This window comes from Pseudomonas sp. KU26590 (genome assembly GCF_026153515.1).
In the GTDB taxonomy this organism is placed as follows: domain Bacteria; phylum Pseudomonadota; class Gammaproteobacteria; order Pseudomonadales; family Pseudomonadaceae; genus Aquipseudomonas.
Genome location: NZ_CP110644.1, coordinates 4,680,659 through 4,694,733, shown reverse-complemented (window position 1 = coordinate 4,694,733; position 14,075 = coordinate 4,680,659). Strand labels below are relative to the sequence as shown.

At 63.3% G+C, this 14,075-nt stretch carries 13 protein-coding genes; 3 read left to right on the top strand and 10 right to left on the bottom strand.

Features of this window, described 5'->3' with window-relative positions:
* Positions 1 to 4: 4 nt before the first annotated feature.
* The 9 genes from sctR to sctW are packed head-to-tail and all read right to left on the bottom strand — an operon-like array spanning position 5 to position 8,635.
* Positions 5 to 658 (bottom strand): type III secretion system export apparatus subunit SctR, encoded by a 654-nt coding sequence (gene sctR / locus OKW98_RS20880; protein ID WP_065989234.1) that lies wholly within the window; start codon positions 656 to 658, stop codon positions 5 to 7.
* Positions 655 to 1,128 (bottom strand): FliM/FliN family flagellar motor switch protein, encoded by a 474-nt coding sequence (locus OKW98_RS20875; protein WP_265386476.1) that lies wholly within the window; start codon positions 1,126 to 1,128, stop codon positions 655 to 657. The genes sctR and OKW98_RS20875 overlap by 4 nt, the downstream gene beginning before the upstream one ends.
* Entirely contained in the window at positions 1,118 to 2,029 is a 912-nt protein-coding gene (locus tag OKW98_RS20870) for a type III secretion system protein (protein WP_265386475.1), read from the bottom strand. Before OKW98_RS20870 ends, OKW98_RS20875 begins: the two co-directional genes overlap by 11 nt.
* Entirely contained in the window at positions 2,026 to 2,592 is a 567-nt protein-coding gene (locus OKW98_RS20865; protein ID WP_322114155.1) for a type III secretion system HrpP C-terminal domain-containing protein, read from the bottom strand. The genes OKW98_RS20870 and OKW98_RS20865 overlap by 4 nt, the downstream gene beginning before the upstream one ends.
* Positions 2,589 to 3,044, bottom strand: a complete 456-nt coding sequence (locus tag OKW98_RS20860; RefSeq protein ID WP_265386474.1) for a type III secretion protein — start codon at positions 3,042 to 3,044, stop codon at positions 2,589 to 2,591. Before OKW98_RS20860 ends, OKW98_RS20865 begins: the two co-directional genes overlap by 4 nt.
* A gap of 4 nt (positions 3,045 to 3,048) precedes the next feature.
* On the bottom strand, positions 3,049 to 4,398 hold the full coding sequence (locus OKW98_RS20855; RefSeq protein ID WP_265386473.1) for a FliI/YscN family ATPase: 1,350 nt from the start codon (positions 4,396 to 4,398) through the stop codon (positions 3,049 to 3,051).
* Positions 4,395 to 5,387 (bottom strand): type III secretion system inner membrane ring subunit SctD, encoded by a 993-nt coding sequence (sctD, locus tag OKW98_RS20850; RefSeq protein WP_265386472.1) that lies wholly within the window; start codon positions 5,385 to 5,387, stop codon positions 4,395 to 4,397. The genes OKW98_RS20855 and sctD overlap by 4 nt, the downstream gene beginning before the upstream one ends.
* A gap of 18 nt (positions 5,388 to 5,405) precedes the next feature.
* Positions 5,406 to 7,526 (bottom strand): type III secretion system export apparatus subunit SctV, encoded by a 2,121-nt coding sequence (gene sctV, locus OKW98_RS20845; RefSeq protein WP_265386471.1) that lies wholly within the window; start codon positions 7,524 to 7,526, stop codon positions 5,406 to 5,408.
* The gene (gene sctW / locus OKW98_RS20840; protein ID WP_416147483.1) at positions 7,526 to 8,635 is read right to left on the bottom strand and encodes a type III secretion system gatekeeper subunit SctW; all 1,110 of its coding nucleotides are present in this window, start codon (positions 8,633 to 8,635) and stop codon (positions 7,526 to 7,528) included. The genes sctV and sctW overlap by 1 nt, the downstream gene beginning before the upstream one ends.
* Positions 8,636 to 8,894: 259 nt before the next feature.
* Here sctW and OKW98_RS20835 point away from each other — a divergent pair, with 259 nt between their 5' ends.
* The 3 genes from OKW98_RS20835 to OKW98_RS20825 all read left to right on the top strand — a co-directional run bounded on the left by OKW98_RS20835 (position 8,895) and on the right by OKW98_RS20825 (position 13,530).
* On the top strand, positions 8,895 to 9,446 hold the full coding sequence (locus OKW98_RS20835) for an RNA polymerase sigma factor (RefSeq protein ID WP_265386470.1): 552 nt from the start codon (positions 8,895 to 8,897) through the stop codon (positions 9,444 to 9,446).
* Between the two features lie 670 nt (positions 9,447 to 10,116).
* Positions 10,117 to 12,510 (top strand): type III effector HrpK domain-containing protein, encoded by a 2,394-nt coding sequence (locus tag OKW98_RS20830; protein ID WP_265386469.1) that lies wholly within the window; start codon positions 10,117 to 10,119, stop codon positions 12,508 to 12,510.
* 171 nt (positions 12,511 to 12,681) lie between these two features.
* The gene (locus OKW98_RS20825; RefSeq protein ID WP_322114190.1) at positions 12,682 to 13,530 is read left to right on the top strand and encodes a lytic transglycosylase domain-containing protein; all 849 of its coding nucleotides are present in this window, start codon (positions 12,682 to 12,684) and stop codon (positions 13,528 to 13,530) included.
* A gap of 50 nt (positions 13,531 to 13,580) precedes the next feature.
* On the opposite strand, the gene OKW98_RS20820 is transcribed toward OKW98_RS20825, so the two are convergent.
* Complete coding sequence (locus OKW98_RS20820) at positions 13,581 to 14,045, bottom strand: GNAT family N-acetyltransferase (protein WP_265386467.1); 465 nt, start codon at positions 14,043 to 14,045, stop codon at positions 13,581 to 13,583.
* Positions 14,046 to 14,075 lie beyond the last annotated feature (30 nt).

Sequence of the window (14,075 nt, the reverse complement as noted above, 5' to 3'; positions counted from 1 at the left end):
TGCCTCACATGTACGAGTAGAAAAGGCTGTCGAGCAGGCGCGTCCAGCCTTGCACCAGCACGAACAGCAGCAGTTTGAGGGGCAGCGAAATGGTCATCGGCGAGACCATCTGCATGCCCAGCGCCAGCAGCAAGTTGGAGACGATCAGGTCGATGACGATGAACGGGATGTAGATCAGAAAGCCGATCTGAAAACCGGCCTGCAACTCGGACAGAACGAAGGCGGGCACGGCCAGCAGCAGGTCGCTTTTGCTGGCCTGATCGGCCATGTCCTTGGGCCACATACGCTGGGTGTTGTCGAGCAGATGCGCCACAACTTCCGGGTCGGTGTTACGGCTCATGAAGCGCTGCAGCGGCTCGATGACGGTGTTGGCGCTGGCCTGCAATTTCTCGGTGCTGCCCATCTCCAGCGGGCGGTCGTGAACCCGCTGCTGAATTTCGTGGGCAACGGGGGCCATGACGAACATGGTCGCGGCCAGGGCGATGCCGTAGAGCGCCATGTTCGGCGGCACTTGCTGCACGCCGATGGCGTTGCGGGTGATCAGCAGGGTCATGGAGATCTTGAGGAAGGCCGTGCAGACGATCAACAGAAACGGAATCAACGACAGGGCGCCGAGAAACAGCGCCAGCATCACCGGGTTCATCCCGTCCATGATCATGTGTTGGACGCCATGCGCGTGATTTGCAGACCGAGCCGGCCCTCGACGCTGACCAGCTCGCCCTCCGCGACGATGCGCTCGCCATGGCACAGGGTGGCGAAGCCAGGCGTGACGCCGTTGACGGGTAAGACGGTGCCGGCAGCGATGCGGCGCAGGTCGCCGAGGGTCAGTTCGAGGCTGCCGCAGCGCAGGGTCAGGGCCATCGGGAGTTGATCGAGGGAATCGAGGGAGGTTTGGGTTGTTGATTGAGGCGCGTAGGATTCGTCCGCGTGGCCATCGGCGGCGGTTTCATCCTGCCACTCGTTTTCAGTGGCGTGAGGGTCCGGTGCTTCAACAGCTTCCCGGCTAAAGCCGGTCCCACGGTCAACGGTCTCAGGGCTGAAGCCGGTCCTACCGTTTAAACCGTGCTCGTTCGACTCATCGTCGGCGAGATCCTCGATCTCGTCTTCGTACAATTCTTCATTGACCATGTCCCAAGTCTTCCTCGTGGCTGAACCGTACATACAGCTGCTCTGCGCGGCTGTCCGTCTGCACTGCCCATTGCCGACCCGCCAGTTGCAGCCGCCCGCCGCCTTCATCATCGAAATGACACAGCGACGGCAGCAGCACGTCCCCCGGTTGCAGCGACGCCAACTGATCAAGGCTCAACGACAGCTCGCCCAACACCAGCGGCTGGCGGATGGGCCAGTCTGGCGACACGTCCTGCCGGTGCGGCTGCCAGTGGTGGCCGCCGAGCAGTTGCAGCAGGACCCGCGCGTCGGCGCAGAGCTGTGCGTGCAACACCTGCGAACCCAGCCGCAGGTGCAATCGGCAGGTCATCGGCGCGGTATCCGGGCTTTCGTCCTCGGCGGACAGCGCAGTGATATCGCTGAGTGGCCGCAGAGGGCAAAGCAGTTCCGCCAGTTGTGTACTCATGCGTTGATTCACCAACTGCCAGTACCACGGCTGGTGCTCGCCGCCGAGGGTGACCGGCAGTTCGCCGAGCAGGCTGAGCACCGCTTCGGCGTCGCTCAGGGCGAAGGGGCCGGTGGCGCTATCGAACCACGTCAGCGATGACGCGTTCCCGGCTAAAGCCGGTCCCGCGAGGGGCGAGCCATCCCGGTTTGCATCGTCGGGCATCAATCGCAGGGTCAGTTCGCCGTGCTGGCCCTGGGCGGTGTAGCCGCAGCTCACGCCGGCACCCAGCAGGCGCGAGGCCTCAGCGACGTCGCCGCTGACTTCCCGCAGCTGCAGCGGACTGAATGACGGGTTCCCGGCTAAAGCCGGTCCTACAGTGTTCGGACGGCTGATGTTCAGGTGGTTCACGTCCAATCCACCCATGTCCACGTTGCTCACATCCGAATTTATGTCCGAGTTCATGGCCGAATTCATGCTGGCGACTCCTCGTGCAACGACAAATCAACGTCACAGCCCAGCGCCTGTTCCAGTGCGCTTTCGCAGTTGCGTTGATGGGGCTGCAAGCGTTTCAGTACGCCGCGCCTTGCGAAGCCCAGTTCGATGCTCCACTGGTTGTCGCGCTTGTTGGCGTTGACCTGCACCTTGCCCAGGTTGGGCATCAGCAAGGTCAGGCTCAACGGGCCGTCCGGCTGCTGGGGCAGACGCTGGGCGAGCTCGTCGATGAGCTGCGTCGGCACGCCTTCAGCGGGGAACAACGTGCTGAAGCTGCTGCCGGCGAAGCCCGATTCGCTTTGCTCTTCGGTCACCGGCGGCACCAACAGTTGGGAAAAAAACATCCCGTCTGCACTCAACGACTCAGGCAAGGCGGATTCATCGCACAGCCGACGCAGGCGATCAGCATCGGTGCGACGCACAGTGGCCGACGGCTGGCGCGTATCGCCCGGCGCGGCAGGGGATGGCGAAGGCGTGGGCGCGCGGGGCGTCTCGGCACGGGGCTGCGGCTGAGGGCGAGGCGTGTGTTGGACCGGGCTGTTCATGTCGATTCACCTTGTTCGTTGAGGGCCTCGGCCAGGCAGGCGAGTTTTTCCACGGCGCGTTGGGATGCTTTCGCTGCGTCCTTCGCCTCGGCCAGACGCTGCTGTTGTTCCTCGATACCCAACGCCTGGCGGGCCATGTCCTGGCGGATATAGGCCAGCCGGTCGAGCATGCGGTTTTCCTTCTCGTGCCAGCGTTCGAGGTCGTCCAGCGACATCGCTTTGTTGACGTGGGCGCTGCTCAACACCTGCCGGCGTTCGCGCTGGTTATGGCGTTCCTGCCCGTATGAATCGCGAGTCTGTTGCAGGTGTTCGTGCATCTGCTCCAGGGTTTTCTGCGCCTGCCGTTGCGCGCGTTCGGCACTGGCCTGGCGATGCTGACGCAGCGGCGTGAGCACGCTGATGACTTGTTCCATGGCGAGGGTTTGCGGGTCGACTTCGAGCGCTTCTTCCACGCCATCACTCCGGGAGTTGCGACGTGAGTTGCATCAGCGCGGCCAGCGTCTCTTCTAGCGGCACCGGCTCGCGCAGGTCCTGGCGCAGAAACGCATTGATCGGCTCGTTCAGCCGGACGGCGCAGTCGGTGACCGGGTCGCTGCCGGGCTGGTATTCGCCCAGGCGCAGGAGCATTTCCACTTGCTTGTACGCCGCCATCAAACGGCGCAATCGGTTGTTCGCCTGCTGGTGCTCGCGGCCGGTGACGTTGCTGATGATCCGGCTGATGCTGGCCTGCACGTCGATGGCCGGGTAATGCCCGCGCTCGGCCAGTTTGCGCGATAGCACGATGTGGCCGTCCAGCAGCGAGCGCACTTCGTCGGCGACCGGGTCGTTCATTGAGTCCTGTTCGATCAGCACGGTGTACAGCGCGGTGATCGAGCCGTTTTCGCTCATGCCCGCCCGCTCGACCAGCCGCGGCAACAGGGTGTAGACCGAAGGCGGCAGGCCGCCACGGCCGAGGGGTTCGCCGGCGGCAATACCGATCTCGCGCTGGGCCCGGGCGAAACGGGTCAGGGAATCAAGCAGCAACAGCACCTTCAGGCCGCGCTCACGAAAGGCTTCGGCGATGGCCGTGGCGGTGAAGGCCGCGCGGGCGCGCTCCATGCTGGAACGGTCGGAGGTGGCGCAGACCAGCACCGAACGCGCGCGCAAGGTGGCGTCCAGTTCGTGGTCGAGAAACTCGCGCAGCTCACGGCCCCGTTCGCCGATGAGGCCGAAGACGATCACGTCGCAATCCATGTTGCGCGCCAGCTCCGCCATCAACGTGGTCTTGCCGCAACCGGCGCCGGCGAACAGCCCGACGCGCTGGCCTTCGCCGAGCAGAATCGCGCTGTCGATGGCGCGCACGCCGGTGGGCAACGCCCTGCTGATCCGCGGCCGCTGGGTCGGCGGCAGGGCGTCGGCGATCACCGGCAGGGTCACGCGGCGATCACCGGGGCCGGCGAACGCGCCTTCTGAATCGCCCAGCAACGGGCGGCCGAAACCGTCGAGCACGCTGCCCAGCAAACTGTCATCGACGCCGATGCGGTGGGCCATGCCCAGCGGCCGAATGTGCGCGCCGACCTGAATCCCATCCGGTGTGCCGAGCGCACTGAGCAACGTGCACTCGCGGGTAAAACCGACGATTTCAGCGAGCATGGTGCTGCCGTCGGATTTGCTCACTTCACACAGGTCACCGACCTTGGCTGCGGGAATCTGGCACTCCAGCAAGATGCCGCTGACGGCACTGACCCGGCCGCTGACTTTCACCGCAGAAAAGCCCTTCAGGCGCTGACGGTGAGCGGATTTCCATTGATCCAGCGCCGCGTTCACCAGCTCACCTCGTAGTGGCGATCGCCGTCGAATTGAATGCGGTTGTCGTCGATGCGGGTCAGGCGCAGCCCGGCCAGCTCGTCGCCGACGTACAGCCGGCGACCGTCCGCCGTGACCAGGTGCGCGTTGGGCCCGGACATGATCTGCACGATGGTGAACGGCAGGCCACTGGTCCCGGCGGCGACGTTGTCGATCAGCGCGACCGGCGTGTCATAGCGGTCCTTGAAACGCTGCAGCATGCGCTGATACACCAGTTGCGATTCAGGCTTGAGGTTGCCGCTCAACGCCAGGCCTTCCGGAGTTTGCTCCACGCTGACATCGCTCAGCAGTCGTTCGCTGAGCATCGTGTTGAGCTGGCGTTTGACGTCATCGACGCTGGTCAGCCGGATACGTTTTTTGGCCGACGCCTCGGTCGTTTTGCTCTTCTCGTTCGAAGGCTTGGCCGGCTGATTGCCCTGCTGCGCAAGTAGCTGCGCCGGCGTGCTGATCGCCATTTGCTCTGATACGGGCGTAGCGCTACGACTCAGGCTCCAGGCGCTGCCGGCGATGCCGAGCAGCAGGCCGATGACCACGCCCGTGGTGCGATTGAAAAAGCGCGAGCGCGACTCGACCTTCTCCAGCGGCGCGCTGGCCGGCGCTTCAGTCTGCGCCGTCTGCTCGGACTTCGCTTGGGGAATCACCGCCGGCAGTGAAGGCCACGGGTCTTCTGCCGGGGAAACGCAGAGCCACACCGAACCCAGCACAAATGCGGTGTTGGGGGTGAGCAGGGTGCTCGCGTGAAGATGCCCTTCCTCATCGGCGATGGGGCCTTCGGCCGCGTTGAGCAGCCAGCCTTCGCCCTGGCGTTGCAGCCGACAGTGCAGCTGTTCGACGCCGGGATCGTGCAGCGCCAGATCCTGATCGGCGTCAGCGCCAATGCCCCATTGCTCACCCACCAGCGGCAGCGCGGCGCCCTGGTGCAGGCCGGTCAATACGCGTAATTCAAACATGTGACGCTCTCCAGGCACTCAAGCGGCGTACTCGTTATCCAGCGCGTGCGGATCGTCTTCTTGATCGCTCTCAAAGTCGTCTTCCAGGTCGAAGCGCCCCAGCACCTTGACCTGCGCCGCGTTGCTGATCTCGGCAAACGACAGCACCGGCACGTGATAGAACTCATCCTGCAGCAGGGTGCGCAGCGGGCTGCGCAAATCCTGGGCGACCAGCAGCACGGCGCGTTGGGCGCTGCGCAGCGGGAAGGCGATGTGCAGCTGTTGCACCAGCAACTGACTGGTCTCGTTGTCCAGCGCGAAGAAGGTTTCGGTCTGGGTCTGGCGCAAGCCGTCGCGCAGAATGCCTTCGCTTTCCGGCGTCAGTACCCAGACCAGCAAGCCCTCGGGGCCGGAGTACTGATGGTAAATCTGTGATTTCAACGCGATGCGCACGTAGTCGGCGAGCACCGTGACTTCGCGTTCGTGCTGGCCGTGTTCGATGAGGGTTTCGGCGATGACCCGGATGGCCCGCAGCGGCACGCACTCCGAGGCCAGGCGTTGCAGCACTGCCGAAAAGCGCGCCAGCGGCAGCACGCGCTGCATTTCCTGGGCAAGCTCCGGCTGCTCCGATTCCAGCCAGCCGAGGATCGCCTTGGTTTCCTGCAGACCGATGAACTGCGGCCCGCAGGACTGCAGCGCGCGCTCCATGCGCTCAATGATCAGCGTCGTCGCGTCGATGCGTTCGATGTGTGCTTCCTGCAGTTGCGGCGAGTCGGTCGGCAGCCACAACCATTGGCCTTCCTCGCGCTCGAGGCTGCCGTACACGGCCAACTCCGGCGAACCTTCCACCGAACGCGCGTCCACCGCGACGTGGGTCTGGCTGAGCGTGGCCCGCAGCAGCGGCACTTCGTAGACCGAAAAGCGAAACTCGTCCGGCGGCAACAGCTCGCTGGTTTCAATGATGAACGAGGGCAGGGTCAGGCCGTATTGCACGACCAGCCGATTACGTCGCTGACGGATTTCGCTGACCAGCGCCTCGATCTGCGCCGGGTTCTGGCTGGGGTGAAAGTGCAGCACGAACTGGCGGCTGGGGGAGAAGGTGCGCAGGTCTTCGCGGCCGTTCATTTCCGGCGCGACGGCCACCACCTGGGCTTGCTCGGCCTTGGGCTTGGCGCGGTGCAACTGGAGCAGGCCGCCGACGCCGCAGATGATCGAGATGACCACGAACACCGCCGTCGGCATGCCCGGCAACGCGGCGAAGCCGAGCATCGCGACTGCTGCGATGATCCACGCCTTGGGCTGGCTGGTGATCTGCTCGGCGATCTCCCGGCCGATGTTGGCTTCGACGCCGTTTTCGCCGCTGGGCACGCGGGTGATGATCATGCCGCAGGTGACCGAAATCAGCAGCGCCGGAATCTGCGCGATCAGGCCGTCGCCGATGGTCAGCACGGTGTAGACCTGCAAGGCGTCGCCGGCGGTCATGTTGTGCTGCACCACGCCGATGGCGATGCCGCCGATCATGTTGATGGCGACGATGATCAGGCTGGCGATGGCGTCGCCGTTGACGAACTTCATGGCCCCGTCCATGGCGCCGAACAGCTGACTTTCCTTGCCCAGTTCGGCGCGGCGTTTGCGCGCTTCGTGGACGCTGATCAGGTTGGCGCGCAGGTCACTGTCGATGGACATCTGCTTGCCCGGCATCGCGTCGAGGGTAAACCGCGCGCCGACTTCCGCGACCCGCTCCGAACCCTTGGTGATCACCAGAAAATTCACCACCGTGAGGATCAGGAAGATCACCAGGCCCACCGCCAGGTTGCCGCCCACCACGAACTGGCCGAACGCTTCGACAATGTGCCCGGCGTCCTGATTGAGCAGGATCAGGCGGGTGGTGGAGATCGACAACGCCAGACGAAACATCGTCGTCAGCAGCAGCACCGCCGGAAAGGTCGAGAACGCCAACGGGCGCGGCAGGTGCATCGCCAGCATGATCAACAGGCACGAGATGCAGATGTTGATGGCGATCAGCACGTCCACCAGCCCGGTGGGCAGCGGCGTGATCATCATGAAGACGATGGCGATGACCACGAATGCACCGACGATTTCCGAGCGGCGCATGGCCGCGTGCGCGATCGAATTGAGCAGGTTAATGACACGATCCATCAGGCGAGGCCCCCCTGGAGCTGGTTCTGTTCCTGCCGAGTCAGTTCGGCCATGAGAATGAGCAGGTTGCCCAAGGCGTTCTGGCGGCTTTTCAGATCGCGCCAGAGCAGAATCGGCAGCTGTTGCAGCATGGGCCGCAGCCCGTTGAGAAATGCCAGTTGATGCTTGAGCTGCTTGCCGCCGATGTGCTGGGTCAGTTGCAGGGTTTCACCCAGGCTCATGCCCTTGCCCGACAGTGCCAGCAGGTGTTTGAGAAAGGCCGCCGCGTCCACTTGCAGCCCGGGGTTCTTGTTGCGCATGCGGCCCAGCAGATGCTCGCAACTGCGCAGCAGGGTGGTGACGTGCCGCGCGGTGTTCAGGCCGTGCATCAAGGTGCGCAGTTGCTGGGGCGAGGTGGACGGCGTGAGCGATGAAAGATCGTCGGCGAGGGCGCTGCGCATGTCCCGCAGGTTCAGCTCGAATTCGCCGGGCTCTTCCTGCTCGTTGATCAGCGCGTCGATCAGTCCGGTGATGTTCTGCTGCCCGGCCACCGCCACGCTGTACAGATTGCGCAGGGCGCCGCGCCGCTTTTCCGAGGTCGGCCGGGAAAACGCCTTGGCGCTGTTGATGCCGGCGCGGGTGCGTTTGCCGTATTGGCGACGCAGCTGCTTGAGCTGCTGGCTCAGCACCACGTGCTCGCCCATTTCACCGTCGGCCTGGGCCTGCTTTCTCGCCGCTTGCAGCATCACATGGGCTTTGGCCGGGTCGCCGTCGGTGTAACTCAGAATCTGCGCCAGGCTCGACGCGTTCTGGTTTTGCAGCTGCTTGCGCAGGTTACGCGCGGCATCGTCGAGGCCTTTGTCCTGACTGCCCATCAACAGCTGGTACAGCTCGCCCAGTTTCACCGCCCTTGATTGCAGGGCGTTGCCGCTGGCGAGCAGTTCCCGCTGGCTGAGGCTGCGGCTCTGCTGAACCAATGCCGAAGCGAACCGCGCGACCTGTTGCGGCGAGGTCCCATTGACGTTCGGCGGATTGACATGCAGCGGCGCCGGCGCAGGCGCCTGCATTTTTGCCGGCGTGATCGCAGGGGTTTGCAATGCCTGTGGGGCAGAGGGGGCGGCGATCTTCATAAGTCGGCTCTGGATAGCTCGGTTCGGGGCCTGGTCATGGGCTCTGAGTGGAGCGCGGCAGCAAAGCGGTTCCATCTATTTGCGCGCAGAGGCATCTGTGCCAAATCTCGTCGGAGAAACAGCGTGTTCGCGCAAAGATTTGCACAGCCTTGTTCTTGAAAATTTATTTATCTTATAAAAATCAATGGTTTATATGATTTTTATGGATGGCACGCATATCGCTATAGGGCTAATACACTCAAAACAAGGAAGAGCCCTGATGTTTTCCAACCTTGCGATTCTCGACATTGACTCCCCAGTGCGCCGTCCGGCCCAGGGGATTCGTCACCTGACCAGTGATCAGATCAAGATGATTCGCGGCTTCATTCAGAAGCGGGTCATGAACCCGGAAGATGTCGACGACATTCTGCAAAGCACCTTTCTCGAAGCGCTGCGCAGCGAGCACAAGTTTCAACACGCGAGCAAACCCCAGACCTGGCTGTGCGGCATCGCGCTGAACCTGATCCGCAACCACTTTCGCAAGATGTACCGCCAGCCGTATCAGGAAAGCTGGGAAGACCACACCCATTCCGAACCCGACAGCCATGGCGACATCGGCCATCAGGTCGACGGCCATCGTCAGTTGATGCAGGTCGTCAGGGCGATCGGCACGCTGCCGGCGAACATGCAGCGGGTGATCGAGGTGTCGCTGGAAATGGACGGCAATTATCAGGAAACCGCGTCGTCCCTCGGCGTGCCGATCGGCACCGTGCGCTCACGCCTGTCCCGGGCTCGGGAGCAACTCAAGCGGCAGATGGACCCGTTTGCCTGACTCTGGTGAGACTGGTTGAACGCGGACTGTGTAGGACCGGCTTTAGCCGGGAAGGCGTCGGGCGTCATGCTGCAGAATCGATGGCGCTCACACAGGCCTCTTCCCGGCTGAAGCCAGTCCCACTAAAAGCATCGCGTGCATCCAGTGGCACTGACGGACCGCAAACTTTGTGGGACCGGCTTTAGCCGGGAAGACGTGGGGCGTCACGCCGCAGGATTGATGGCGCTCACACAGGCCTCTTCCCGGCTGAAGCCGGTCCCACTAAAAGCATCGCGTGCATCCAGTGGCACTGACGGACCGCAAACTTTGTGGGACCGGCTTTAGCCGGGAAGGCGTCGGGCGTCACGCCGCAGAATCGATGGCGCTCACACAGGCCTCTTCCCGGCTGAAGCCGGTCCCACTAAAAGCATCGCGTGCATCCAGTGGCGCTGACGGACCGCAAACTTTGTGGGACCGGCTTTAGCCGGGAAGGCGTCGGGCGTCACGCCGCAGGATTGAGGGTGTTCATTCAGGCCTCTTCCCGGCTGAAGCCGGTCCCACTAAAAAGCATCGCGTATCAAGCGGGGCTGGCTGCCCGCTCGGTAGTTGAGAAACAAACTGCAACATTTATCGGAACCGACGCGGCGCAGCAGCCACACAGTTGCCATCCCCATACCCGGATGACGACCTCATGCGTATCTCAAGCACTCCTTACAACGGCGTTGCCCCTCAGTCTGCCGGCGCGGATGTCGCCGAGGGATCGCCGCTGACCGACGCCAAACCGGCGCTGTTACAGAAGGGGGGCGTCGATCCGAATATCCGCTTCGGCGCCTCGAACCAGCAGTTGCCGGCGAACAGTGCATTTGTTGGCAACAGCCCTTCTGGAAAGGCTCAAAGCACTGAACAGCAATTGCTTTCATCGCTGACTCAGCTCATACAGCTGTTCAAGGGGCAGGCTCAGTCGGCGCCCGGGACCGCCACATCATCTCCAGACACCGCTACGCAAAACGCGCCCACGTCTGGTGCCGTTCCTACGGGCAATCCGCAGCCTGTCGCCCAGGTGAACGCCGCTGCCCCCGCAGCGCCGGTCGAGGCGGCGAAACCGGCCGAGGACGCTAAAGCCGAGGAACCCAAAGCCACCGAAGCTGCGTTTCTCGATGACTCGAAATATTCGTCGCCCAAGGAGCTTGAACGCTGGGCGCCAATGGTCGCCAACCTGCCAGCGGATCAACGCGACCAAGCGGCCAAGGAGCTGAATCGACCCATCGCCGCCGCGCGCATGGCCGCGGAAAAAGGCCCGGACGCGGCCAAGGCCATGGACTTCATCAACGCCAACCCGTCGCTGAAAACCGCTGTCGACACGGGCAAGCACGGTGGCAAGGCGGACGGCAAGATCACCGACGGCGACCTCAAGGCCTTCGCCAAGAACATGCAAAAAGCCGCCGACAGCGCGGACAAGGACATTGCCAACTACCAGAAAGATCATCCGGACGCCGACCCTCAATCCCTTGAAATGGTCCGCAGCGCTGCGATGATGCGTGCCAACGAACCCCTGACCAAGGCCGCCGACCCCAAGCATGCGCTAGGCGCCGACGGCAAAACCAAGGTCGATGGCCTGACCAGCGCCGATGGCCTCAAGGCGATTCAGAACGACAACCCGGGCCTGGGCGGGCCGTTGAAGCAGGCGGCGAAAACCTGGTCGCAGCCCGGGTTTCTCACCCAGATCGATCAGGGTGGCCTGAGCGGTCGTTCGCTGGCTGCCCACAGCCCGGACAAGCTGTTCAACGCCAAAAACATCAGCGACTGGATCAAAAAGCAGGCGCCCACCAACGGCGGCGAATTTGCCAGCGTGCTCAGCGATGCCGCCACCCTCAATTCAGTGGCCAACGTCGACATCTCCAAGCTGGGCAAGGACGTCTTCGACAACCCGTCGGCCTACAGCGGCGAGCAGAAAGCCGCGGTCATGGTCAAGCTGCAGCAGACCCAGCAGAGCGTCGTCGCCGGCCAGGACCTGCGCAAAACCGGCAAGACCGAAGATGCGCTGAACGAAAAGATCGGCCAGCTGCAGGCCGATCCGGACGTGCAAGCCTTCCTCGACAAACAGATACCGCAGCAGTCGCGGGCGCTGGTCGCCAGCACGCCGACGTTGCAGAAAGCCGTCAACGAACAGATGCAGAAGGTCAACAGCGGCGAGGCCCTGCAGGCTGACCTCAACACCGCCGACAAGGCTACCAAAAAGGACAAGCCGAACGCTGATTACAGCAGCGCCTTGGGCGGGTTGTCGGCGCAGCTGCAGATGCAGAAAGACTTGCTCGGCGACAATGCCACTGTGCCGACAGCGCAGCAGGTACTGGGGCAGCGGCCTGATCTGCAGGGCAAGGTTCAGGATTCGTACGTGCGCAACTTCAGTGAGGGCGGTGCCGTCCGGCAATTGCTCGATCAGAAAAAAGCCGATGGCGAGGAGGCGCTGCAGAGCGCCGACGCGCAGAAGGCCGCCTACGACAGCGTACTGCCGGACACCTTCGTGCAGAGCCAGCAATCGCGCTATGTGGATTCGACCTTCCACCATCTGCAAGACACCAAGAGCGGCCGCAAGGTGCTGGAAAACGCCCAAGGCGATAAAGACCACGCGCCGTCGATGGCCGCACAAGTCGCCTCGAATATGGGGCCGTCGGCGCTGCGCTCGGTGGCAGGCTTTGCCTCGGTCTCGGACATGCTCGCCCGCGGCGACAAATCCGATGCCGCCAGGACGATTTACGACAGCACCAAATCCGGCCTGTCTGCGGCCAAGACCGGTTACGACGCCGTGGCGAAATCCGCCGGGCGCGCAGGGCTGGGCGAGGTGGCGGCGAAAGTCGGCGGTCGCGTTGCCGGCATGGTCGTGGGAGAGGCCGCAGGGCTGGCCGCCGGTGCGGCCATTGGTGCCTCGATTCCGGTGATTGGCTGGATCGCCGACGCCGCCATGAGCCTGGGTTTCGGCATCTCCGCCATCATCGAAGCCGTCAAGAAGCACAAGGCCCAGAAGGCCTTCGATCACAACGTCGACCCGGTCCTCGATCAGTTCGGCATCCCCAAAGCCCATTGATGTTTCCTCACCCGAAAGAGGTAAGTGATCATGAGTATCGGTATTTCCCAGATCCGGCCGTTGAGCGATCCCGCCGCCCATCCGGATTTTTCATCCCTGAGCGGCAAGCCCGGCCAGAGCAATTCGTTGGGCGGCGGCGCCGGCGCCGGTCAGGCCCTCGACGCGAGTTCGATTCTGTTCGCCCATGCCGGGCAGTCCCAGGTCAATTTCGGATCGCCTGAAAACCAGGACGCGAACACCAACGCCGCCAACCCTCTTGCGGGTGGCGCGGATCAGAACGGCATCGCCCAGCAGCTCATGGCATTGATCATTCAATTGATGCAAATGCTGATGCAGAACAACCCCAACCAGACCGGTAATCAGGCCGCGCAGAACAACGCGGTTACTGGGGGCGGCGGAGGAGGTGGCGGTGCGACCGAGGGTGCGGGCGGTGGTGGTGGCGCTGCGGAAGGTGCCGGCGGTGGTGCTGAAAGTGCTGGCGCTGCTCAAGCCGCCGCCGCGCCCGCTGCCAACGCTGGCGCGGTAAACAGCGACACATCCCTCAGCGGTTCAGGCGACTTGCATTTGCCGCCCCAGCTGGAAGACTACCGCGAGGACATCATGGAAGCGTCCAACGCCACCAGCGTACCGCCGAGCATTCTGGCCGGACAAATCTGGGCCGAGTCGCGCGGCCAGCTGGGCCAGGACACTACCAACGTCAACGGCAAGACCGATGCGGGCGTGATGCAGGTCAACGCCGACACATTCGCGGCCCTCAAGCGAGACAACCCCAAAGAGCTCGGCAACGCTGACGTGAACAACGCCCACGACAACATCATGGCCGGCGCGCTGTACATGCGTGACCAGAAAGAGACCTTCGGTGACTGGAACTCGGCGCTGCGCGCCTACAACTCGGGCCCGGACAAGGTCAACAAGGACAACCCCGCGGATGCCGGCGGCGTGGGCGATCCGAAGTACGTCGAGAACGTCATGAACTTCGCAAAAATCATCGAGAGCGGTCAGGGGCAATTGCCGGCCTGATTTTCGGCGTGAGTCCATGGGGAGCGGGGTGGGAAGGTGTCGCGCTCTTCTCACTGCGGCAGGAGCTTTTCCATGAACACGCTGTTGGGATCGTCCTGGTAATCACCAAAGGGGCCCCGACGCTGATACCCGTTGCGCGCGTAAAACGAGATGGCTTCGTGTTGCAGATACCCGGTCTCAAGCATGACTCGCACGCAGCTTCGTCGCCGGGCCTCGTCTTCCAGAACAGTCAGAATCCTGCCGGCCAGACCCTGCCCGCGGAATGCAGGTTGCGTGAACATGCGCTTCAGCTCGGCGTAGGTCGGGTGCACCACCAGCGCTCCGCACGCCACGGCCTTTCCATCACTGGCGCGTGCAACGGCGAAGCCGGTATTGTCCGAAGCCAGTGCTTTTATGTCGATGCCATGGTGACTCTCCGCCGGGTAGAGCGGCATTTGATAGGCATCCAGCGCTTCAATGAGGGCGATGACTTCCGGCTGGTCAGGTGATTCTAGGGAAACGGTGGGTGGATTCAAAAGCCTGCGCTCCGTTGGCCAGATGCCGGA